This window comes from Prevotella sp. C0026C3 (genome assembly GCF_056590795.1).
Map to the genome: position 1 here is coordinate 246,905 of NZ_JBWPWW010000002.1, position 24,456 is coordinate 271,360.

At 40.5% G+C, this 24,456-nt stretch carries 20 protein-coding genes and 4 pseudogenes; 19 read left to right on the plus strand and 5 right to left on the minus strand.

Going from position 1 to position 24,456, the window contains the following annotated elements:
* Positions 1–41 precede the first annotated feature (41 nt).
* The 5 genes and pseudogenes from AC1EK4_RS02230 to AC1EK4_RS02250 all read left to right on the plus strand — a co-directional run.
* Positions 42–1,097: pseudogene (locus tag AC1EK4_RS02230) on the plus strand (alpha-N-arabinofuranosidase); the annotation flags it as partial.
* 32 nt (positions 1,098–1,129) lie between these two features.
* Positions 1,130–3,151: a transketolase family protein gene (locus AC1EK4_RS02235; RefSeq protein WP_480356862.1), complete on the plus strand. Its 2,022-nt coding sequence runs from the start codon at positions 1,130–1,132 to the stop codon at positions 3,149–3,151.
* A gap of 96 nt (positions 3,152–3,247) precedes the next feature.
* Complete coding sequence (gene rpiB / locus AC1EK4_RS02240) at positions 3,248–3,688, plus strand: ribose 5-phosphate isomerase B (protein ID WP_036898592.1); 441 nt, start codon at positions 3,248–3,250, stop codon at positions 3,686–3,688.
* Positions 3,689–3,795: 107 nt separating this feature from the next.
* Positions 3,796–4,674, plus strand: coding sequence for an FAD-dependent thymidylate synthase (locus AC1EK4_RS02245; RefSeq protein ID WP_036898594.1), 879 nt, complete (start codon positions 3,796–3,798; stop codon positions 4,672–4,674).
* Positions 4,675–4,690: 16 nt separating this feature from the next.
* Positions 4,691–5,155 (plus strand): MaoC family dehydratase, encoded by a 465-nt coding sequence (locus tag AC1EK4_RS02250; protein WP_480356864.1) that lies wholly within the window; start codon positions 4,691–4,693, stop codon positions 5,153–5,155.
* Positions 5,156–5,263: 108 nt separating this feature from the next.
* Here AC1EK4_RS02250 and AC1EK4_RS02255 read toward each other — a convergent pair whose 3' ends face one another.
* Positions 5,264–5,434 (minus strand): PG1828 family lipoprotein, encoded by a 171-nt coding sequence (locus AC1EK4_RS02255; protein ID WP_197421747.1) that lies wholly within the window; start codon positions 5,432–5,434, stop codon positions 5,264–5,266.
* Between the two features lie 205 nt (positions 5,435–5,639).
* Positions 5,640–6,599: a glycosyltransferase family 2 protein gene (locus tag AC1EK4_RS02260; protein ID WP_036898598.1), complete on the minus strand. Its 960-nt coding sequence runs from the start codon at positions 6,597–6,599 to the stop codon at positions 5,640–5,642.
* Positions 6,600–6,693: 94 nt separating this feature from the next.
* Between AC1EK4_RS02260 and AC1EK4_RS02265 the strand changes: the two genes are divergently transcribed.
* A complete protein-coding gene (locus AC1EK4_RS02265; protein WP_062434623.1) occupies positions 6,694–7,587 on the plus strand; it encodes an RluA family pseudouridine synthase in 894 nt (297 codons plus the stop codon).
* A gap of 12 nt (positions 7,588–7,599) precedes the next feature.
* Positions 7,600–7,755, plus strand: coding sequence for a hypothetical protein (locus tag AC1EK4_RS02270; protein WP_197421748.1), 156 nt, complete (start codon positions 7,600–7,602; stop codon positions 7,753–7,755).
* Here the strand turns inward: AC1EK4_RS02270 and AC1EK4_RS02275 are convergent.
* Positions 7,752–10,130 (minus strand): TonB-dependent receptor, encoded by a 2,379-nt coding sequence (locus AC1EK4_RS02275; RefSeq protein WP_062434650.1) that lies wholly within the window; start codon positions 10,128–10,130, stop codon positions 7,752–7,754. The genes AC1EK4_RS02270 and AC1EK4_RS02275 overlap by 4 nt on opposite strands.
* A 260-nt stretch (positions 10,131–10,390) precedes the next feature.
* Between AC1EK4_RS02275 and AC1EK4_RS02280 the strand changes: the two genes are divergently transcribed.
* From AC1EK4_RS02280 to mnmE, 11 genes are all read left to right on the plus strand, one after another.
* Complete coding sequence (locus tag AC1EK4_RS02280) at positions 10,391–11,140, plus strand: RNA methyltransferase (RefSeq protein WP_036898603.1); 750 nt, start codon at positions 10,391–10,393, stop codon at positions 11,138–11,140.
* Between the two features lies 1 nt (position 11,141).
* Entirely contained in the window at positions 11,142–12,062 is a 921-nt protein-coding gene (locus AC1EK4_RS02285; protein WP_036898606.1) for a hypothetical protein, read from the plus strand.
* Entirely contained in the window at positions 12,055–13,134 is a 1,080-nt protein-coding gene (gene hisB / locus AC1EK4_RS02290; RefSeq protein ID WP_062434641.1) for a bifunctional histidinol-phosphatase/imidazoleglycerol-phosphate dehydratase HisB, read from the plus strand. The genes AC1EK4_RS02285 and hisB overlap by 8 nt, the downstream gene beginning before the upstream one ends.
* 156 nt (positions 13,135–13,290) lie before the next feature.
* On the plus strand, positions 13,291–13,608 hold the full coding sequence (rplU, locus tag AC1EK4_RS02295) for a 50S ribosomal protein L21 (RefSeq protein WP_062434643.1): 318 nt from the start codon (positions 13,291–13,293) through the stop codon (positions 13,606–13,608).
* A 17-nt stretch (positions 13,609–13,625) separates the two neighbouring features.
* Positions 13,626–13,916, plus strand: a complete 291-nt coding sequence (gene rpmA, locus AC1EK4_RS02300) for a 50S ribosomal protein L27 (RefSeq protein ID WP_036898614.1) — start codon at positions 13,626–13,628, stop codon at positions 13,914–13,916.
* Positions 13,917–14,070: 154 nt separating this feature from the next.
* Entirely contained in the window at positions 14,071–15,360 is a 1,290-nt protein-coding gene (gene serS / locus AC1EK4_RS02305) for a serine--tRNA ligase (protein ID WP_036898617.1), read from the plus strand.
* Positions 15,361–15,374: 14 nt separating this feature from the next.
* On the plus strand, positions 15,375–15,998 hold the full coding sequence (locus AC1EK4_RS02310) for an outer membrane beta-barrel protein (RefSeq protein WP_052052908.1): 624 nt from the start codon (positions 15,375–15,377) through the stop codon (positions 15,996–15,998).
* A gap of 57 nt (positions 15,999–16,055) precedes the next feature.
* Positions 16,056–18,404, plus strand: a complete 2,349-nt coding sequence (locus AC1EK4_RS02315) for a bifunctional dihydroorotate dehydrogenase B NAD binding subunit/NADPH-dependent glutamate synthase (protein WP_480356868.1) — start codon at positions 16,056–16,058, stop codon at positions 18,402–18,404.
* A 13-nt stretch (positions 18,405–18,417) separates the two neighbouring features.
* Positions 18,418–19,554 carry a hypothetical protein gene (locus AC1EK4_RS02320; protein ID WP_036898623.1) on the plus strand — a complete coding sequence of 379 codons (1,137 nt, stop codon included), beginning with the start codon at positions 18,418–18,420 and terminating at the stop codon, positions 19,552–19,554.
* 11 nt (positions 19,555–19,565) lie between these two features.
* Entirely contained in the window at positions 19,566–20,444 is an 879-nt protein-coding gene (locus AC1EK4_RS02325; RefSeq protein ID WP_036898626.1) for a nucleoside phosphorylase, read from the plus strand.
* 3 nt (positions 20,445–20,447) lie between these two features.
* Positions 20,448–21,821 (plus strand): tRNA uridine-5-carboxymethylaminomethyl(34) synthesis GTPase MnmE, encoded by a 1,374-nt coding sequence (gene mnmE, locus AC1EK4_RS02330; protein WP_480356869.1) that lies wholly within the window; start codon positions 20,448–20,450, stop codon positions 21,819–21,821.
* Between the two features lie 448 nt (positions 21,822–22,269).
* Here mnmE and AC1EK4_RS02335 read toward each other — a convergent pair.
* A pseudogene (locus AC1EK4_RS02335) lies at positions 22,270–23,221 on the minus strand (IS256 family transposase, variant Zn-binding type).
* Positions 23,222–23,458: 237 nt separating this feature from the next.
* On the opposite strand from AC1EK4_RS02335, the pseudogene AC1EK4_RS02340 reads away from it, so the two are divergent.
* Positions 23,459–23,935 (plus strand): annotated as a pseudogene (locus AC1EK4_RS02340) (helix-turn-helix transcriptional regulator); the annotation flags it as partial.
* Between the two features lie 96 nt (positions 23,936–24,031).
* On the opposite strand, the pseudogene AC1EK4_RS02345 reads toward AC1EK4_RS02340, so the two are convergent.
* A pseudogene (locus tag AC1EK4_RS02345) lies at positions 24,032–24,456 on the minus strand (ATP-binding protein); the annotation flags it as partial.

Here is a 24,456-nt window from a genome sequence, read left to right on the forward strand (position 1 = left end):
TTACATAGGTCGGAAGAAAAAAGTTTTAGCGGACAGCAATAGATGCAAATACACCTATGGCAAACTTACGTCGTAAAAATGGCCGCGAGAGAGCATGGAACGTCAAATATCTAGGTATTGGTAACGAGAGTTGGGGATGCGGAGGTAACATGACACCGGAATACTACTCAGACTTATACCGCAGATATGCTGTTTACTGTAGAAACTTTGGCAATCATCAACTATATAAAGTAGCCTCAGGTGCCAGTGATTATGATTATAATTGGACAAAGGTCTTAATGAATAATGTCGGCAACAGAATGAACGGTATCTCCTTACATTATTATACAGTAAAGACATGGGAAGGCAGTAAAGGTAGCGCTACAGTTTTCAATAACGACGAATATTACAAAACTTTAGGCAAATGCTTAGAAATTGAAGACGTCATCAAGAAGCATTGCGCCATCATGAACGAGAAAGATCCAGCTAAGAAAGTTGACCTATTAGTAGACGAATGGGGAACGTGGTGGGATGAAGAGCCCGGTACTATCAAGGGACACTTATACCAACAGAATACAATGCGTGATGCCTTTGTAGCTGCCCTCTCGTTAAATGTATTTCAAAGACATACGGATCGCATCAAGATGGCAAATATTGCGCAAGTTGTCAATGTATTGCAAAGCATGATATTAACAGACACAAAAGGTATAGGCCACATGGTACTGACACCTACCTATCATGTATTTAATATGTATAAGCCCTTCCAAGAAGCCACTTATCTCCCATCCGAAACCCTGTGTGATTCCATGATCGTATCGAACAATCACACAATTCCTACTATCAATACATCGGCTGCAAAAACCGCAGATGGTCAAATTGCAGTATCAATAGCCAATGTCGATCTAAATAAACAACAAGAAATAGAAATCAAGACCGACAGATACAAAGCAAAAAATGTCGTCGCTCAGATTCTTACATCGAAAAATATCACAGATTATAACGACTTCTCACACTCGGAAACCGTAAAACCAGCCACATTTAAAAACTTTTCTATACATAATGGGAGTATTAGAATGAAAATTCCGGCCAAATCAATTGTGGTTTTGAGAATTTCGTAGTATATTTGTCATATCAATCCAATCAATACAAAATGAACGACAAAACATTAATGAACCACGCAGCTGATAATATTCGTATATTAGCGGCATCAATGGTTGAAAAAGCTAATTCCGGTCATCCCGGTGGTGCCATGGGTGGTGCAGATTTCATCAATGTACTTTTCTCAGAATTTTTAGTTTATGATCCAGAAGACCCAACATGGACGGGACGGGATCGTTTCTTCCTAGATCCGGGGCACATGTCGCCAATGCTCTATGCAGCTTTGGCACTCCAAGGTAAATTCACCATTGACGAATTAATGCAATTCCGCCAGTGGGGCTCCCCTACTCCGGGGCATCCAGAGCTAGACGTTAAGCGCGGAATAGAGAACTCATCAGGTCCATTAGGACAAGGTCATGCACTTGCTGCAGGAGCAGCTGTAGCCGAAAAGTTCTTGGAAGCTCGCCTTGGACATACAATGATGCAACATAAAGTATATGCTTATATCTCCGACGGCGGCATAGAAGAAGAGATTAGTCAAGGTGTTGGTAGAATTGCTGGCACGCTAGGACTGAATAATCTCATTATGTTCTACGATGCTAATGAGATACAGCTTTCTACCGAATATGCAGAAGTTTCGAGCGAAGATACAGAAGCTAAATACAAAGCATGGAATTGGAATGTCATCAAAATCAATGGTAATGATCCCGATGCTATTAGAGAAGCATTGACAATTGCCAATCAAGAAGATTCAAAACCAACTCTCATTATAGGTAAAACTGTCATGGGTAAAGGTGCTTTACAGAACGATGGTTCTAGCTATGAGCGCAATGTTAAGACTCACGGTGCCCCTCTTGGCGGTGATGCTTATCGTAACACGATTAACAATCTTGGTGGAAATCCGGACAATCCTTTTATCGTTTTTGATGATGTTAAGGAATTGTATGCCAATCGCAAGAAACAGTTAAAGGAGATTGTAGCCATACGTAAACAAGCAGAAGCAGCATGGGCTGCAGCTAATCCTGATAAAGCTGCCATGATGAAAGAGTGGTTTTCTGGTAAAGCTCCACAAGTAGATTGGAGCAAACTAGAAGAGCCGAAAGCTGGAAGCGCGACACGTGTGGCTTCAGCAGCATGCTTAAAGGTTTTGGCACAGCAAGTTCCAAATATGATTTGTGCCTCAGCCGACTTATCTAATTCTGATAAGACAGATGGATTCTTAAAAGAAACCCACTCTATGAAGCACGGTGATTTCAGCGGAGCATTCTTCCAAGCAGGTGTATCAGAGTTGACTATGGCCGATATGTGTATCGGTATGATGCTTCATGGAGGCGTCATTACGGCTATGGGAACATTCTTTGTATTCTCTGACTATATGAAACCAGCCATTCGCCTAGCGGCATTGATGGGTACACCGGTTAAATTTATATGGTCGCACGATGCATTCCGTGTAGGCGAAGATGGACCGACTCATGAGCCAGTAGAGCAAGAAGCACAAATCCGTTTAATGGAGAAACTAAAGAATCATAAAGGACTTGACTCCGTTCGTGTATTCCGTCCAGCCGATGCCAAAGAAACAACTGTATGCTGGCAAATGGCAATGGAGAACATGTCTACACCTACAGCCCTTATCTTCTCACGCCAAGGCATAAACCCATTACCAGAAGGTACGAATTACGAAGAAGCACGCAAGGGAGCTTATATCGTTGCCAATAGTGATGAAGATTTCGATGTCGTACTTCTTGCATCGGGTTCTGAAGTCTCTACTTTGGTAGAAGGCAGCAACAAGCTAAAGCAAGATGGTATCAAAGTACGCATAGTAAGTGTACCATCCGAAGGCCTCTTCAGAAACCAATCTAAAGAGTATCAAGAAAGCATTTTGCCCACAGATGCGAAGAAATTTGGTATGACAGCAGGACTTCCCGTTACCTTAGAGGGCTTGGTCGGTGCTAATGGCAAAGTATTCGGATTGGAAAGCTTCGGTTTCTCAGCACCTTATAAGGTATTAGATGAGAAACTGGGATACACTGGTGAGAATGTATACAACCAAGTAAAGCAATTATTGGCTGAATAATTCAGTCATATACATATTATTAACCAATAATCAAGGAGAGCTCTAAAGGCTCATAACTTTGACAAGTTCTCCTTGAAATCTTAAAATTTCTAGCCTATGGAAGTAAAAAAGATTGGATTAGCTTGCGATCATGCAGGTTTTCCTTTGAAGAAATTCATTCTTGGATATCTTGAAGAAAAAGGTTATCCCGTTCAGGACTTTGGAACTTATAGTGATGAGAGTGTTGATTATCCAGACTTTGCTCATTCTTTGGCTGAAGCTATTGAAAGCGGTGAAGTATATCCGGGAATTGCTATCTGTGGAAGCGGCGAAGGCATGGCCATGACACTAAATAAACACCAAGGGGTACGTGCAGGACTTGCTTGGAATAAAGATATTGCACAATTAATCAGACAACACAACGATGCTAACGTATTAGTTCTGCCGGGAAGATTTATCGATAACAAGACGGCAGCGACTATCCTTGATGAATTTTTCAAGGCCACATTTGAAGGTGGAAGGCACGAAAGACGAGTAAATAAAATAGCTTGTAAATAATATGATCTACAATACTAGATCTTGAATATATTGGGCAAGGGTCGTATGGCTCTTGCCTTTTGCCAATATAATTGTATGATAATAATCCAACATCAAATCAATATATTATGAGAAGTCTATCTCCCACTTACGAGATATGGTATCAAGAAAGCGGTCTGAATGGGCTCTATAAGCAAATTGAACGTTGCGGACGCGTCTGTTATAAGAGCGAAGGTAATCGAACAGAGTCCTCTGCTAAGCCGTTTGTTGAACGAATGATTAAATCGCAACATACCGCAATGCTTGAACATGGTAGTGTTTATATGACAATGAGCCACCAACAAGCAGAGAAATACATTTTAAACAAATTTTCTAAATGTAATTGTGAGGCTGAACAAGCTTTCATCACTACCAATCTACGAGTGCTTGCCGAGAATGGATGGATGGATGATTTAGCCTATATGGTTGAGCCAACTGACAAACATGAGAAGAGGATTACAGTCCACTTCACGACCCAAATATCTATTACACGAGAGTTCAACAGACATCGCGCCAACTCTATGGCAGAGCAATCCACTCGCTATTGTAATTATACTAAAGATAAATTTGGTAGTGAAATTACGGTCAATACACCGCACTGGGTAAAACAACAAGTCTCAGATGACATCAATAACACATTACTATCAGCAGACTTCAAACAACTTTGTAGCCAAGTCTCGTCGGAAGAAGCCATAGAAAATTGGACTCTTCTAGACAGTTGGCTCTTTGCCAATTTGGCCAGTGAGTTTGCTTATATGAACTTGATTCGTCTAGGTTGCAAGCCACAAGATGCAAGAGCTGTATTGCCGCTAGACACCAATACCGAACTCATTCATACTGCATTTACCTCTGACTGGAAACATTTTTTCAATCTTAGAGCACTTGGTACAACCGGTGCACCACATCCTGATGCACAGCAACTAGCCCAACCTCTCTACGAAGAATTCATAAAACTAGGACTTATATAAACCCAATCATACAACAATGGAGAAATTGATTATCAACTCTTATGAAGAGTTTGCAGCCCATTTGGGTGAGCAATTAGGTGTTTCCGAATGGTTACAAGTTGACCAACAGCGAATCAATATGTTTGCAGATGCCACGCTTGATCACCAATGGATACACATCAACGAAGCTAAAGCACAACAAGAGAGCCCATACAAAAGCACTATTGCTCACGGTTATCTTACGCTTTCATTACTTCCATACCTATGGGGACAAATCTGTGAAGTTAACAATCTAAAGATGATGGTCAACTATGGAATGGATAAAATGCGCTTTGGAGTTCCTGTTATAACAGGTTCTAAAGTTCGGCTCATTGCCAATTTGGACAGCATAGAAAACCTAAGAGGTATCTGCAAAGCCGGTATTAAATTCAAAATAGAAATCGAAGGACAAGGCAAACCTGCCATTGAGGGCATTGCAACCTTCCTATATTACTTCAAGTAGCCTAAAATTAGGCTACTTTTTTTATTTCCAACAGTTATTTATAAACAAAAAAATGCCGCTGGACATAGTCCAGCGACAATCTCTCATTTTTCAATTCGAGCTAACGAATTACATAGCTGAGTCAGCAGCAGCAGTATCAGCAGCAGCAGTGTCAGCAGCAGCGCTATCAACCATAGTTGTATCAGAATCTGCGTTACCAGCAGGAGCTGCAGTCTTGTTACCACATGATGCGAAAGAGATAGCTGCGATAGCTACGAACATTAAAACTAATTTCTTCATTTTCTTTGCTTTTTAAATCTGTAAAACAATCATTTGTTTATTAAAACGATGCAAAGGTAAGTAATTTTTTGAAACACCGTCCTCTTTTTTCATCTTTTTTTATGTCCGTTTTGTAACTTTTTCATAAATCACTATATATCAAGCGATTACAGTTTGTAAAATTATGTTAAAGTCGCATCACGTCATCTCTACAGATGGCAAACTACTAGATTATACCGGAAGATAGAAGTAGCATTCTACGCCCAAGAGGGTTAGAAATAAGTAATCTAAAGGCTGTATATTTCTTCGTATACTTATTGTCAGGTAGCGGATAAAGCCCATGTGCACGCAATCGTTCAATGGCATCATTCAAATGACGTTCGCTATGTGTCGACTTAATTATCTGATACAGGTAATCCATTGTCAACTGTGCCACTCGCCTATTGAGGGCTATTCGCTCTGCAATCGGCAATATAGCGGCCTTAGTTTGTAACTTATATAAAACCGTCTCAGCATCTTCTATCCTCTTTGCCACATATCTATTATCTTTATTATTGGTAATAGAACCTTCCCGATTACGATAGAAATACGCCTTGGCATTGGTCACAAATACCTTTGAACATCGCAACATTAATAAGGGAGTAAATTCTTCATCCTCTTTTAAAGAACCAGCTGTAAACCGCAAATCTCCCAAAATAGTTCGACGAAATATATACCTCCACACCGCAGCTTTCAAGTTGTGATGAACCATATATTCGCTTCCAAAAACCGGTCCTTCATAACTAAAAGGCACATCAACATCCTCTTTACGTCCACTTTCAAACAACACCATATCAGGAGAATGATACCTTGCTATATCCAAACAATGTTCATAAGCTGTTCGTAGCAACTTATCGTCGCCATCTACAAACTGAATATAATGGCCCGTAGCAACTCGTATTCCCATATTTCGAGCTACAGACAAGCCTCCGTTCGCCTGCCTTACATAAATAATAGAATCACGATATTCTTCCAAACTGTCCAAAGCCAAAATATCCGAACCATCATCAACCACTATCACTTCCCTATCATCATTGCTCAACGACAAGGCCATGATACTCTCTATACATTCTTGTAACAGAGAGGGAGGAAGATTATAAGCAGGAATAATAAAACTGATTAAAGGTGTCTTTGGTTCTTGTGTCATGTAGTTATGAGAAAATTGGTTGTCATGCAAAGGTACATAAAAAGATTAAAGTGGCTTAAGCTATTATCATTATATTTTCGTACATTTGCAACCTATGAAGATCTATAAGCAGCAACATACAGGCGATTACACCAACTATGTCGTCAATCGGCAAGGCACTTTGTTGGAATGGCTCCTCGAAAACATTCCGGGAGAAAGCCGGAATAAAATCAAGGCGACTCTACAAGGAAGAGGGATTAAAGTTCAAGGGAAGATTGTTACACAATACAATTATCCTCTTCAGTCGGGAATGAAGGTGTCGGTCAGCAAAACCAAGAAGAATGTAACGTTCAAAAGTCGCTATATCAAGATTGTGTACGAAGATAGATATATCATTGTCATTGAGAAAAATATCGGCATACTCTCCATGGCTGCCGGCCATTCTTCGCTCAATGTAAAGACCGTACTAGACGACTATTTACAGCAGACACGCCAACACTGTACCGCCCATGTAGTTCATCGACTTGACAGAGACACTAGTGGACTCATGATTTATGCCAAAGATATTCAAACAGAACGATTGCTAGAAGAAGATTGGCACCATATCGTTTATGACCGACGCTATGTTGCTGTTGTCTCAGGTGAGATGATAGATGACGAGGGAACCGTCGAAAGTTGGCTTAAAGACAACCGAGCTTATATCACTTACTCATCTCCGGTAGATAATGGGGGCAAATATGCTGTGACTCATTATCATGTATTAGACCGTACAACAGCATATAGTTTAGTAGAGTACAAATTAGAAACTGGGCGTAAGAATCAAATCAGAGTCCACAGCGCTGATATTGGTTTTCCTGTTTGTGGAGACATAAAATACGGTAATGGCGACAATCCTTGTCAACGACTATGCCTCCATGCTTACATGCTATGTTTCTACCATCCCGTCACTCACCAGCGTATGGAGTTCGAGACTCCCATCCCCACGGCATTCCGTCAATTATTCAAATAAGACACAACACAAATGACTTCTACTTTCACCTATTATATATATGTATTGATAGCCATCATCGTTGGCTTCTTTGTGATAAAAAAAATCACCGGCTGTCTTATCAAGACCGTTATCGGAATTGCACTCATCGTAATCCTTGTTGCAATCTATTTTCTCTATTACGCTTAAAAGTCAAATCGGGCAGTAACATTGATTTGCCTTCCCGTCAAATAGTTCGGGACGGCGTATTGTTGTTGGGTTACATCAGTAATCCAATAGTAACTGTTTACATTGTTGATACCTAGTACATTCAAACATTCCATTCCGAGCCACACATCTTTCAAGAAACTTGAGCGCTCGGCCTTGACTCTATCCCATAAACAATAGTTCAGGCCAATGTCGGCTCTCCTATATGCAGAGGCTCTAAAAGCATAACGGTCCAGTTCTTGATGCGGAGCAAAAAAAGGAAGTCCATCTGAAAAAGCTAGCCTTAGACTCATCTTCCACCTATCACTTCCCGGAAAATAATCAGTAAAATAGAGGTTTAGCGCATAGCGACAATCCGATGGAAGCGGAATACTTTTCCCATTCAGTTTCATACTTGTGTTCATCAACGACACATTCAACCAAGAATCTGTACCCGGCACAAACTCTCCATACACACCGACTTCTACTCCTGCTGTATGTCCTGATGAGACATTATCTCCATAATAAATAACTTTCATATTATTCACGGAATATGGTATCAAGTTGCTCAAAGCCTTGTAATAGGCCTCTGCGGTCAACTTATATCGCCTACTTTTAATATGGAAGCGATAGTCATAGCCTAGAATAAAATGGATAGAGCGCTGACTTTTAATATTCCTATTCAACGTTGCATAGTTTGTTCCGTCTACAGTATTCGTATCTCTCAGCTCTTTATAAAAAGGAGCTTGATAGTAAATGCCCGTCGCAAACCTCAGCGTAGTATTCTCACTGTAGGCCGGAATAACACCTAAGGATATACGTGGACTCATAATTGTCTCACGATTGAAATTCCAATGACTTATTCGAACACCGTAATTCAGTGTAAAGAGGCTATGCCCACCAGCACTCGTAAACCTGTAAGTATTTTGCAAGTACGCCTCTACTCTATTAGCATCCAAAGCATTATTGGCTTTCATCGAATATATCATCTTCAAATCTTTACCGATATGAGGTATGCTATACCCGGCCGAATCTCTCATTTCATATTCAGTAGACTGCTCTTCTATATGTTCTTGCTTAAATTGTAATCCTGCTTCAAAAGCATGCTTTTGCGTTTTATGGGTCATTTTCAGCAACAAGCTCCTTACATTTGCTTTCAAGTAGTTTCGTGAATGTTCAAAATAAGTACCCACTGCGAGGTTCTCACTCGTCTCAGTCTGATTTAGCCAATATTGACCTTGAATATCGTATTTCTCTTGTTCGTGCGTATAATATGCCGACCCTAGCAATGTCACTTTTGTTTTTGATCCCAATATTCCTGATATTCCGATACTACCGAAATAAGTCGTAAATCGGTCTTTCTCGTGTCCGTCGAAATACACCTTAAACTTTTTCACATTATCAATTGTTCCAAAAGCAGTTTCCCTATCTTCCGGTTCAAAGTTATAATGATTGTCCGATATATTACCAAGGATATTGATTTCCCAGTTTTTAGAAGGTTGATAGCTTAAATAAGTCTGATAGTCTAGATAGCTTGGACGATATTCTCCATTCGTCTCCAACGTACCTAAAAGGTAACGAGAGGTTTTATACCTCACACTATTCAGCCAAGATATTTTCTTCGTTGCCATTCCTAGATATGCGCTTCCTCCCAGCATACTTGCAGAGACAGTACCTTCCAACGCTCCGGGCGACAGTCTTTTATAATTGATATCAAGCACCGAAGACATCTTATCTCCATATTTGGCAGTAAATCCACCGGCCGAAAATGCAATCTTATCCACCATATAAGGATTGATAATAGACAATCCCTCCTGCTGTCCACTCCGCACCAAGAAAGGGCGAAATATCTCTATACCTTCTATATATACACTGTTTTCATTAAAGTTTCCACCTCTCACATTGTATTGGGACGAAAGTTCATCGTGTGACGTAACACCAGCTTGCGTCTGAATCAAATTCTCCACCGCATTGCCACTAGCCGAGGGTATCGTCTTCAAATCTTTTGCTTTCAAATCGCGTACTTGTCCGGTCTCTATCTTCTGTCCTTGCACTTGCACTTCGGCCAATGTATTGTCAGAATATAGAACCACTTGCAAAGTCTGCTTACCTTTTGGGTGACGAAGCACACGTGTTTTTGTCTTATACCCTACTGTAGAAAACTTCACAACGACAGAATCTTCAGTCATCAGAGTCAGCTGGAATTCCCCATTGATAGAAGTCATCGTTATCTTCCCCTGCTTTGGCACAGCGACCGTGGCAAAAGGCAATGCCTTCATCTCTCCATCAGTCACCTTCCCTTTCAAAATGAAGCTCTGTCCCATGCCATAAATGACATGAAATATCAGTATAGTCAAAAAGATTACTTTCCGTATCATGCTCTTATAACGTTTCATTCCGTATAATATTACATCAGCATCTTTCCTTATCGACACTTCATCCCCATCTATTCGTATTACTGCAAAGTTTATACAGCATTACTGTCTGCACCTTGCAACAATGCTGTTTGTTATCAGCAACCCTACTGTAGAATCTTGGCAGTAAATCCATCCATGTGGTAAAAAGATATAATAATGATATAGGCAGCTTATAAATTCGATTTTAATTGTTACTTTTGCAATAGACAACTATTACAAAAATGATTAGTAAGGCTAAAATAAAATACATTAAATCTCTAGAGCACAAGAAGTTCCGGAAGGCAGAGCAAGTCTTTGTTGCAGAAGGCCCAAAAGTGATTGGAGACATGATGCAGACCACAAGCCCTAAGATAATTGTTGCTGTAAAGGATTGGTTTGATAAGCATCACGTGCCAACAGATACGGAACGCATCACTGTAACCGAAGAGGAACTTGCAAAAACAAGTTTCTTACAGCATCCGCAGGAAGTTCTTGCCGTTTTTCCGATTCAGCCCTTCACGGCAATGGCAACAAATGAATTAACAGGGTTGGAAATTGCCCTAGATGGCGTACAAGACCCCGGTAACCTAGGCACCATTATTCGTATTGCCGATTGGTTTGGTATCGAAAACATCTATTGTAGTACAGATACTGTCGACGCCTTTGGACCCAAAACTGTCCAAGCCACTATGGGAAGCTTATCACGAGTAACAGTTACCTATGGCGACTTGACTTCACGCCTCACCTCACTCCCCCCCACAACTCCCATTTATGGCACGCTACTTGATGGAGACAACCTTTACGAACAACCATTGGAACCAAAAGGAGTCATCGTTATGGGCAATGAGGGAAACGGAATATCACCACAAATCAAAAAATTAATCAATAGAAAATTATTCATACCCAACTTTCCTAAGGGTAGGAAAACTGCTGATAGTTTAAATGTAGCGATTGCAACAGCTATCGTTTGCGCAGAATTTAGGAGAAGATAATATGAGAAACGAAGATTTATATAAGAGTAGAAGTTTCGCAGGCTGTATCAAATCAGCCTGCGACATGGTAGTCACCAATCCTATTAAAATATTGAAAGCCACTTGGCTTCCAACCATCATACTAGCCATAGCAGAGACATTCATCATGTTGACTTATATCCCTGATATGACCATCACACAATTTGGCTTCTCCTACCCTGCCCTCACACTCACACTAATGGTTCTATGTTGGATACTATCGGTTATTGCTTCCATTTGGTTTATCAGCAGTATTTACAGGTTGGTCAACGGCCAAAGTTTCAAAGAGACATGTAAGCGCAGCGCTATTATCACCATATTCTACTCCATCGTTTGTATCTTGATAAGCTCTACACTTGCATATGGTTCTCCCGCTTTTGCCACATTTCTCATCAAGCACAAGTTAATGGCAGCTCCCACAGCCATTACCGGTAGTTACCTTACTGCCACCATATTGGCGATTGCAATTATTGCAGCTCTCCTCCCGGCTGTCTCCTCCGGCACAGAATATCTGGTAGAAAAAGAAACTTCATGGAGAAACATTCTTGGTACAGGCTATAAAAGAGGATGGAAACATTGGGGGTTTCTCTTCACAACCAACCTGATGACACTGATTACTGCTACATGTTTTGGCTTTTTATGCCTGTTACCACTGCTAATTATTGGCGGAGCGCAGACTGCCAATCAATTAGGAATGCTTAACGGCGACCCCAATGGCGCTCCTTCCTACTTCCGTTGGTTGCTCATTGCGACGTCAATCATCACTCTAACTTTCATGAACTATATCTTCCTATGGGGATGTATGGTCAATTATTACGCAATGGGTTCCATCAACCAACGCGAAGAGGAGAAAGCAGCAGCTAAAAGCAACACAACTGATAATATGCCATTGATATATGAATAAGAAACAAAGAATACTCTTTATAGACAGAGACGGCACACTGATAGAAGAACCTGCCGACGAACAAATTGACAGTTTCGACAAACTCAGATTCTGTAAAGGAGTCTTTAAAAACCTCGGTTTTATACGTCAACAGCTAGATTTCCTCTTCGTTATGGTAAGCAACCAAGATGGCTTAGGCACTGATTCTTATCCCGAAGAAACTTTTTGGCCAACCCATCATTTCGTCCTGCAAACGCTTGAAGGAGAAGGAATAACTTTCGACGACATTAAGATTGACCGGCATTTCCCGGAAGATAACTCACCCATGCGTAAACCGGGAACGGGTATGTTGCAAGAATATATGAACCAAGCTAAGTTTGATTTAGCCAACAGCTACGTCATTGGTGACCGAGAGACCGACCGTCAGTTGGCAGAAAATCTTGGTTGTAAAGCGCTCATTCTGAATCAAGACGGAATGACATGGGATAAAATCGCTGAATTATTATTTGCCGGTGAACGTATTGCAGAGGTAAGACGGACTACCAAAGAGACGGATATCTACGTGAAAACAAACTTAGATGGAACCGGAAAATGTGACATCTCTACAGGCTTAGGATTTTTCGACCACATGCTCGAACAGATTGGAAAGCATGGCATGATAGACCTTACGATACATACAAAAGGAGATTTACAGGTAGACGAACATCACACGATTGAAGATACCGCAATATGTTTGGGAGAATGTATCTTACAAGCACTCGGCAACAAACGGGGCATCGAACGCTACGGATATTGCCTACCAATGGACGATTGCCTTTGTCAAGTAGCTCTCGACTTCGGTGGACGCCCATGGTTAGTATGGGAAGCAGAATTCCACAGAGAGAAAGTTGGAGAGATGCCTACCGAGATGTTCCTACACTTTTTCAAAAGTTTAAGCGATGCCGCCAAGATGAATTTAAACATTAAAGCGGAGGGAACCAATGAGCATCACAAAATAGAAGGCATATTCAAAGCATTGGCTAGAGCTTTAAAAATGGCTATCAAAAGAGATATATATCACTATGAGCTCCCCTCGACTAAGGGTTCCTTATAGTGTTAATATATTATAAATCATAACAAACTATTAGTTTTTACATATTCCTCTCATAGGAATTTAGTAACTTTGTGGCCAATTTAGTCCGTGGAGGCTTAGTAAAGTGTCGACAAATATGTCGAACGCCTTACGGAGAAACCGTTTAATATATAAATAATGTACGCAATTGTAGAAATTAACGGTCAGCAGTTCAAGGCAGAACAGGGCAAGAAGCTCTTCGTTCATCACATCAAGGATGCTGAAGCTGGTAAGACTGTTGAATTCGACAAAGTTCTGCTCGTAGACAACGACGGAGCAGTGACTGTCGGTGCACCTACTGTAAGTGGTGCGAAAGTAGTAGTTGAAGTTGTGACCCCTCTCGTAAAGGGTGACAAGGTTATCGTTTTCAAAATGAAGCGTCGCAAAGATGCTCGCAAGCGCAACGGTCACCGTGCACAATTCACAGAAGTAGAAATCAAATCAATTAACGCTTAACACAGGAGGAACAAACAATGGCACATAAAAAAGGTGTAGGTAGTTCTAAGAACGGACGCGAATCAGCTTCTCAGCGATTAGGTGTAAAGATTTGGGGTGGTCAGAAAATCAACGCAGGTAACATTATCGTTCGCCAGCGCGGTACAAAACATAATCCCGGTGAGAATGTGGCAATCGGTAAAGATGACACATTGTACGCTTTGACAGACGGAGTTGTTTACTTCCGCAAGGGACGTAAGAACAAAAGTACTGTTTCTGTGCTGTCACCCGAAGCTTATGCTGAAGTAACAAAAAAGGCTGAAGCTTAAAACAACAAAAAAATTATTCCAAACAAACAATAGAATGCCAATCTCTTCACAGGGATTGGCATTCTGCTTTTTTGTGGATATTCATTACTCTGAAAGAAATATTTTTAGTATATTTGCCAACAATATCGTATAATCAAAAAACTAATAAAAGCATATGCTTACACTTAAACTCATCAGTGAAGAAACTGAACGTGTAATAAAAGGTTTGGAGAAAAAAAACTTCGAAGGTGCTCAAAAAATCATTGAAGATGTATTAGCCATTGACAAACGTCGTCGCGAAGCACAACAAAAGTTAGATTCCAATAAACAACAAGCCAATTTACTATCTAAACAAATTGGCGGTTTAATGAAAGAAGGAAAAGCTGAAGAAGCTAAATCAATAAAGGCTAAAGTCGCAGAATTCAAAGAAACAGATAAGCAGTTACAAGAAGAGATGGAAACTGCACAGCAAGAACTTACTAATTTACTGCTTTCTATTCCTAACATTCCAAACGAAGATGTGCCGGAAGGTAAAGACGCATCTGACAATGTCGTCGTCAGAGAAGGTGGTATCAAGCCGGAACTCAAGTCTGAAGCATTATGCCACTGGGATATTTGTAAAAAGTATAATTTGGTAGATTTTGATCTTGGCGTAAAGATAACCGGTGCTGGCTTCCCAGTCTATATAGGCAAGATGGCTCGTCTGCAAAGGGCATTGGAAGCATTCTTCCTTGACGAAGCACGCAAGAGTGGCTATTTGGAAATACAACCTCCTTATGTTGTAAACGAAGCATCAGGCTATGGTACCGGCCAGTTACCAGACAAGGAAGGCCAAATGTACCACGCCAATTTGGATAACTTGTATTTGATTCCTACTGCCGAAGTTCCTGTAACCAACATCTTTAGAGATGTCATTTTGGATGAAAGCAGCCTTCCTATCAAGCGCTGTGCCTACTCAGCTTGTTTCCGTAGAGAAGCAGGATCTTATGGTAAGGACGTGCGTGGTTTGAATCGTTTGCATCAATTTGACAAAGTCGAGATTGTGCGTATTGACACCCCGGAACATTCCTATGAATCTTTGAACGAGATGCTCGTTCATGTAGAAGGACTTTTACAGAAACTAGAACTCCCCTATCATATACTACGTCTATGTGGAGGAGACATGAGTTTCACCTCAGCTATATGCTATGACTTTGAAGTATGGAGTGCGGCACAACAACGTTGGCTGGAAGTTTCTTCTGTGTCTAACTTTGAAAGCTATCAGGCTAATCGCTTGAAGTGTCGCTATCGCCGTGCAGCCGACAAGAAAACAGAACTTTGCCATACCCTAAACGGTTCTGCATTGGCTTTACCAAGAATTGTTGCGTCCATCTTGGAAAACAATCAGACTCCAGAAGGAGTACGAATTCCGAAAGTCCTTGTCCCTTATTGCGGTTTTGAAATACTCGACGATAAAAACTTCTAAAGCTTTTTGACTGCATGAAACATAAAACTATCTTGGCTATCTGCCTTCTTCTCACTTCAGTTGGCTCTTTTGCCCAACATGCTGTTGGTGTTACAACCATCAAACCGTATGTAGGATTGAGCTATGCTTCCATGTTCAACGGCGACCTTGATTTCAGGAAAGGGATGATCGTGGGGGTTGATTTTGAAAAGAGGATAGCCAAGTGGCTTTCCATTAGCGCAGGAGCTGCATATGCTCCATTAGGTGGCAAATATAATGACAGCAATGACAAAAGTTTCATTTGGAAGCACGACTATCTTACATTTCCTGTCACAGCAAATTTCTATCCTGTAAAGGGTTTAGCATTTAAAACAGGCTTACAGGCAGGACTAAGCATCAGAAACAGACAAGAAAGTATTGGTAACAGTACTCTCATAATGAAAGACATGGAAGGAAGTCTAAAACCATACGACTTGTCAATACCTGTTGCTATTTCATACGAACTATACAATATTGTACTAGATGTACGTTGGAACATCGGTATCATAGACATCGGTTCAAGCAATCCATGGACTGGCAATCTCTATATGCATAATTCACATCTTGGGGGAGCTAACTTTGCCTATTTATTTACAATAGGCTATCAGTTTGAATTATAATCAGCCGTTGCTTTAACAGCAACTAACCCGATATTCTATTAATACACCATAATTCACATGAACAAGATTATTTATAAGGAGCAATACTCTGAGAAGGTATTTAGATTTGATATTGAAGCACCACTTATTGCTAAAAGTAGAAAGGCGGGCAATTTCATTATTGTACGTGTAGACAACAAGAGTGAGCGAATGCCTCTTACCATTGCTGATGCTGACATTAGTAAAGGAACTATTACACTGGTCGTCCAAAAAGTAGGCTTATCGTCTACCAAATTATGTAATCTAGAAGTTGGAGACTATGTGGCAGATGTAGTCGGTCCATTGGGAAATCCTACTCATATTGAGAATTTTGGTACTGTCGTATGTGCAGGAGGTGGAGTCGGTGTAGCTCCAATGTTACCCATAATTAGAGCATTAAAAGCCGCTGGTAATCGAGTACTCTCTGTCTTGGCTGGAAGAAGTAAAGACTTAATCATCATGGAAGATGAAGTAAGAGCTTCATCCGACGAGACCATCATCATGACCGATGATGGAAGCTATGGTGAGAAAGGTGTCGTGACAGTAGGTATAGAGAGACTCTTGAATCAAGAGCATGTGGATAAAGTCTTTGCTATAGGGCCTCCTATCATGATGAAATTCTGCTGTTTACTCACGCAGAAATATAATATACCTACCGATGTATCACTGAATACAATCATGGTTGACGGTACTGGCATGTGCGGAGCATGTAGGTTAACCATTGGCGGAAAAACTAAATTCGTTTGTATTGACGGCCCCGAATTTGATGGCGCACTGGTGGATTGGGACGAGATGTTCAAACGTATGGGAACGTTCAAGGATTCTGAAAAAGACGAAATGGAACATTACCAAGAGCACTTGTTTGGCAACTCAACAGAATCTATAACAGAGACTACGGATATTACAATGGATCAGGCTCCTACAGAAGATTCTATGGAAGTATTGACAGATAGGAATGCCGAATGGAGAAAGAACTTAAGAACTTCTTTAAAAGCAAAAGAGCGCACACAAATTGAGCGTGTAAAAATGCCAGAGCTAGATCCTGTGTATCGAGCTACGACTAGATTAGAGGAAGTAAACATTGGCCTAACTAAAGAAATGGCATTAACAGAGGCAAAACGTTGTCTAGACTGTGCAAAGCCCACTTGTGTAGAAGGCTGTCCGGTAAAAATCAATATACCATCATTTATCAAAAATATTGAACGTGGTCAATTCCTTGCTGCAGCTAAGGTGTTGAAAGACACCTCTGCCCTACCAGCAGTATGCGGCCGTGTATGTCCTCAAGAGAAACAATGTGAAAGCAAATGTATTCACCTCAAGATGAATGAGCCGGCTGTAGCTATAGGATATTTGGAACGTTTTGCAGCAGACTATGAACGTCAAAGTGGTCAAATGTCTATACCGGAGCTTGCACCGTCAAATGGCATCAAAGTGGCAGTTATTGGCTCTGGTCCATCAGGCTTAAGCTTTGCCGGTGATATGGTAAAACGCGGCTTTGAAGTTTATGTATTTGAAGCTTTACATGAAATAGGTGGTGTATTAAAATATGGTATCCCGGAATTCAGACTTCCAAATCACATTGTAGATGTCGAGATTGAGAACTTAAGAAAGATGGGAGTACACTTCCAAACAGACTGTATCATAGGTAAAACAATCTCTATCGAGCAGTTGGAACAACAAGGATTCAAGGGCATTTATGTGGCTTCAGGTGCTGGGCTACCAAATTTTATGGATATTCCGGGAGAAAATGCAATCAATATCATGTCAAGTAATGAGTACTTGACACGTGTAAATTTGATGGATGCTGCCAATCCCACTACTGATACACCTATCAATCTCGGCAAGCATGTACTCGTCGTTGGTGGTGGAAATACCGCAATGGATTCATGTCGTACAGCTAAACGTCTAGGCGCAGATGTCACACTTGTGTACAGACGTTCGGAAGCTGAGATGCCTGCTCGATTGGAAGAGGTAAAACATGCTAAAGAAGAAGGTATCAATTTCCTAACTTTACACAATCCTATAGAATATTTGACTGATGAGAATGGAGCTGTAAAAGCTGCCGTATTGCAAGTAATGAAATTGGGAGAACCGGATAGTAGCGGACGTTGTCGTCCAGAACCTATTCCGAGAGAAACTAGAACCATAGAAGTTGACCAAGTGATTGTAGCTGTTGGTGTCAGCCCTAATCCACTAGTCCCCAAAAGTATCTCCGGCCTAGAGTTGGGCAGAAAGAATACTATCGTTGTCAATGAAGATATGCAATCTAGCAGACCTGAGCTGTATGCTGGTGGGGATATTGTACGCGGAGGTGCTACTGTAATCCTCGCAATGGGTGATGGAAGAAAGGCCGCTGCAGGAATGAGTGCTCAACTCATAGCTAACTAAAAGCATTTATCAGATGATTTTTAACAAAATTTACACGACAAAATATCTATCTCTGCTTATTCTTGTTTTTCTGGGCACACACAATATATATGCTCAGAAAAAGAGAAAGCATGTCCGCCCAACGCCTCAAAAAGAAATAACACATACGCAATCACCTTTGGAAACGATGCCGATTGCCAAAGTTATGTTTGTAGATAGCATTGTTGTTGATTTCAAAGATTTCATCCAGCAGATTCCCTTAAACCCAGAATCCGGCACACTCTTATCGTACAATAAATTTTTCTCGACAACGGATGAGTCAGCAAAGACCGTTCACATCAATGAATTCGGTAACCACTGTTACTATGCAAAAGGAGACTCCATAGCCAGTCGTCTTTATACGCAAGATAAATTAGGGGATACTTGGACTAATGAACATGTATTAGAAGAGATTCCATCTAGTTATCAGTCTATCAATTATCCTTTCATGTGCACCGATGGAATTACACTTTTCTTTGCAGCTAAAGGTGGAAACAGTATTGGAGGATATGATGTCTTTATGACTAGACATAATAATAATGATGGCCATTTCTATACACCAGAGAATTATGGATTACCATACAATTCAGAATTCAACGATTATCTCATAGCTATAGACGACATTGACTCTCTAGGATGGCTAGTTACAGACCGTCATCAACCAGAAGGGAAAGTATGCATCTATACATTTGTACCAACAACTTCTCGCGTCAATATAGATACTGAACAATTCAATAAAGATGAAAGAATGGGCTATGCTCAACTTAATAGCATAGAAAAAACATGGACTTTTGGAGACAGAGCGAATGCCCTCGAACGTATTAAAAAATTAAAAACAAGATTACAAAATCAATTGATAGTTGCAAATGACATCGCTTTTGTCATCAACGATAATGTGACCTATCACTCTATCAATGATTTCAAATCACAGGAAAACAAAAATTTATTCCAACAATTAGTTCAATTAAAGAAGGAATATCTAGCTAACACCCTATTACTTGAAAGTCAAGTTAATAAGAACAAAATTGATAGTAATCTACAAGATTTAGAAAAGAGATGTATCCAATCTCACCAAGAAATTCATGCATTAGAGAAAAAAATAAGAAATACAGAAAATCTTTTAATTAAATAAACAGAATTATTATGGACACACAGAAATACTTTGCAGAGTCTGAACTCATCATTAACTCTGATGGTAGTATATTCCATCTACATCTCAAACCTGAACAACTAGCAGATAAGGTAATTTTAGTTGGTGACCCGGGACGAGTGCAATTAGTAGCCTCATTCTTCCAATCAAAAGAATGTGAAATATCTAATCGCGAATTTCACTCCGTCACCGGAAGTTATAATAACAAACGAATCACAGTTCTTAGTACAGGTATCGGATGTGACAATATAGACATTGTAGTAAACGAACTAGATGCTTTAGCAAACATTGATTTCGAGAGTAGAACCGAAAAACTCAATAAGCGCCAATTAACTCTGATAAGAATTGGAACTTGTGGAGGCTTACAGCCAAACACTCCAGTAGGTACATATATTGCTAGCGTCAAGAGTATCGGATTCGACGGATTACTAAACTTCTATGCAGGCCGCAATGAAGTTTGCGACTTAGAGTTTGAAGCAGCTTTCAAAAAGCACATGAACTGGAATCCCCTATTATGCGCCCCCTACGTCATTGATAATAATGCCGAGCTAGTAGAACGGATAGCCGGCATAGAAATGGTACGCGGTGTAACAATTGCCTGCGGTGGTTTCTTTGGTCCTCAAGGACGTGAATTACGCATTCCACTAGCCGACCCAAAACAAAATGGAAAGATAGAATCTTTCGAATATAATAACTATAAGATTACTAACTTTGAAATGGAAAGCAGTGCACTAGCAGGTTTATCTAGACTCATGGGGCATCAAGCAATGACCTGCTGTATGGTTATAGCAAACAGATTGGCCAAACAAAGCAATACTAATTATAAGAATAGTATTGATGGACTAATCAAACTTGTCTTAGAACGTATTTAATTGATGAATCAAGAAATTTTGAATCCACTTTCTGACCATTCAACCATCTGTGCACTCGCAACCCCTCCCGGTGGTGCCATCGGAGTTATTAGACTCTCCGGACCAGATGCTATCACTATTACACAGACTCTTTTCCGTAGCCATACGGGAAAGAGTTTGTCATCAGCAAAAGCCAACACTATCCACTATGGAGAAATTATTGATAATGAGGGGAAAACCATTGATGATGTATTAGTCAGCATCTTTCGTGCCCCACATTCATATACAGGAGAAGATAGCGTAGAGATTTCATGTCATGGTAGCCGATATATCCTACAAACCGTATTAACTTTGCTCTCTTCTAATGGTTGCCGACCAGCACAACCGGGAGAATATACCCAACGTGCATTCCTCAATGGCAAGATGGATTTGAGTCAGGCTGAAGCCGTCGCTGATTTGGTTTCTGCCAGCAATGCAGCCAGTCATAAGCTAGCAATCAGTCAATTAAAAGGGAATTTCAGTAGTAAACTACAGATATTAAGAGAGCAACTTTTAAAGATGACATCGCTAATTGAGCTGGAATTGGACTTTAGCGATCAGGATGTAGATTTCGCCAATCGCAATGAACTGCTACAATTGGCAAAGGATATAGATACTCATATTACAGCTTTAGCACGTTCTTTCAAAGCTGGTCTCGCTATTAAACAAGGAATTCCTGTAGCTATTATCGGCAAAACCAATGTTGGAAAAAGTACATTACTCAATCGACTCCTACATGAAGATAAAGCTATTGTCAGTGATATCCACGGAACTACACGTGATGTTATCGAAGATACAGTAGACATACATGGCATTACATTCCGATTTATAGATACCGCTGGCATTCGGCAAACACGAGACACGGTAGAACTACTAGGCATCAAACGAACTTATCAAAAACTGGAAGAATCCTCTATCATTATTTGGTTGTTCGACCAACAACCAAGTGAGGAAGAATTACAAAGCATATACACACAAACAGAAGGGAAGAAATTGATACTGGTTCACAATAAGGTTGACCTCTCTCCTACCGTTAATGTAAGAAATGCCATACACATCAGTGCTAAGCAAGGAAACAATATAGAGCAACTAGAGAATGAACTTTATAAAGCTGCTGGTATCCCAGAAATTACAGAAAACGATGTAATTGTCACCAATGCACGCCATTATGAAGCACTAACAATGGCACATGAAAGCATCAACCGTGTCATTAATAACTTGGAAGAAAATGTTAGTGGCGACTTATTAAGCGAAGACCTTCGAATATGTCTAGACCAACTGGCCGATATCACCGGAGGACAAATCACCACCAACGAGGTACTCGGAACCATATTCAGCCATTTTTGCATCGGTAAATGATACATCGCAATTAACCGCAACGAATTAGAATCAACTATAATGAAGTCGCTGAAATTCAGCGGCTTTTTTATTTATCCAAAATCCAGTTCATAACGATTGGATAGTGTTGTTCACCATATTTTTCTACCGTATTTCTACCGCGAAACAAATTGGGGTTTGTTCCCGATGTCACACTGAGGTAGTCAACAACATGTGTTGACAATGGTTTACATAGGTAGACAAAAAGCGAAATTAAAATTAGGCGTATAGCTCATTTTGCAGGATGATTTTGAGTAGTAGGTATTCAATGGCTCAAATTGCAGGATGACTTTTCTTCATATTTCTTTGCTGATGCTAAGCACATATTGTACCTTTAAATCGCAGTCTGAAGCATAGTGAAGCTCTGCTGGGGAGCAACTTCATGAGGAATAGGATTGCGCAAATCGACGAGTATGGGCAGGAGTGGCTATCAATGCGGCTCCTGCTTTTTCATACTTAGAGATTCTGCCGATGCCAAGAAAAACCCAGAAATGAACCGCTTGCGGTTCTCCATCATGAGTCCACTATGATTGTTTAGGTTCTTCTTCAAGTCGGTGAAGGTGCCTTCTATCTTGTTGTTCGTATTGGGCATTCCCTTGCAGTCTTCTTGCTGGTATGTGAAGAGGTAAGGAAGATAGAAGTTCAGACTGTTCATTGCGGCTCTCAAGCGTCGATGAGTGTAATACATCTTTCCGTCCTTGTGCAGGCTTTTGTGATTGACAGTGTCCTGCCATTTCTCTCTCCACTTTTGGTAGTCTCTTTTGAAGTCTGCCTCATTACTCCTGTGAAGTCTACTCACTAAATCTTTCAATTCTCTGCTGGATAGCATCTTAGGATTCTGTGTAAGATAGCGCCTAACTATCTGCTTCATGTGAAATTGACACATCTGTATGTGATAGCCAGAAAAATCTTGAACAAACTCTGTTTTCCATCTATAATCAATCCACAAATGGTATAGCCACGATTCTTGATACTACCTACCGCATTTCGTAGTCTTTCGCTGTCTCACTCTTCACAAAGGTCATATACAATGGTAATCCCGTAGCAGGATCAAGTGCCAATAAAACACAAAAATCTCGCCCCCAATAAGTAACGTCGAGATGAACGAAACCTCTGCCACAGAGAGGAGGTTGCACCCATTCGCATTTGATGTCATGCAGCCTACGTTTGACGGTTGCCACGCTGATACCAAATCGTGATGACAACTCGATTATCGTCTGCTTCTCCTGCTGATAGTCTCGCCATAATTCATCCTCGGAAATCAGCTTGCCTGACCGGAACTGCGCATGACAGTCCTTACACAGATAGAGTTGCTTTCCGTGGCGCAACCCATTCTTTACCGTGTGTTTACTTTTACATATTGGGCATTCTTTTTTGTTCATTCTAACTTCAATTTTAGGCTTTTGAAATGCCTGCGAAGTTAGTGGTTATCGGGACTTAAGTTGTGTCGTATCCTGCAAATTGAGCTATTGGGCGGTTTTGACCTTAAAAAGTATGGCTGAAACGTTTCAATCGCTCAAATAGCCAGTGTTTATCGGCATTTGAACGTTGTCCCATCCTGCAAAATGAGCTATAGGTCTAAAATTATATGGTTTCACTAAAAATATGGAGAAAACAACATGGAAGTAAAAAGAATTTGCCAATGGTGTGGAAAACCATTCATTGCGAAGAAAACAACCACTAATTATTGTAGCCACCAATGTGCCAGTCAAGGCTACAAACACCGAATGAGAGAACGAAGACTCGAACTTCGTGAGTTACAGGATTTGATAGAAGTAAAAAGTAAACTTGACCATCAAGACTACTTTACTTTTGCACAAGCCGCACAGTTGATGGGCGTTTCTCGCCAATACATTTACAAACTCGTCAAAGAGGATAAGTTGAGAGCTTCAAGAATCAGTGCAAGAATGTCAATCATTCGCAGAGCCGATATTGAACTGATGCTCAAAACCCGCCCCTATGAACGAAGAAGAGTAAAAGATGATCTTGATATAACTGAGTACTACACTGCCGAGCAAATTTCCGAAAAGTACAAAGTATCACAAAAATGGATTTGGGCATATACAAGAGAGAACAATATTGGAAAAGCCACACTAATTTGACCCACGCTGGCAAAGTATTTTAGACCCAGTAAAACGATTTATTATTGACCCACTAAATGCCCTGGTCGGGTGGGTCATTTTATTTCGCTATTACTTGGTAATATTCTTTGCTTTTATCTTTCTAAGACTCTCTCCAGTTAGTTCTATTTGATATGAGGTATGCCACAATTCTATCTAGTACAGCATCTGCCACGTTAGGGTCGCCTATTGCATCGTACCAGTTGTCCACAGGAAGTTGAGAAGATATGATAATCGACTTCCTTTCATGCCTATCTTCTATAATATCAAGTAATATAGGACGCTCTTTTGCATCTACAGGTACAAGGAAGGCATCGTCGAGGATTAACAAGCGACATCGCTCTATCTTCTTTAGCTCTGTTTCTAACGTTCCTTTATTCTTGGCGACTTTAAGTATCCCTAGTAATTTTGACATATTAGCATACATCGTTCTAATACCATTTTTACAAGCATGATAGCCTATAGCTGTAGCGATAAAACTTTTACCAGTTCCTGAT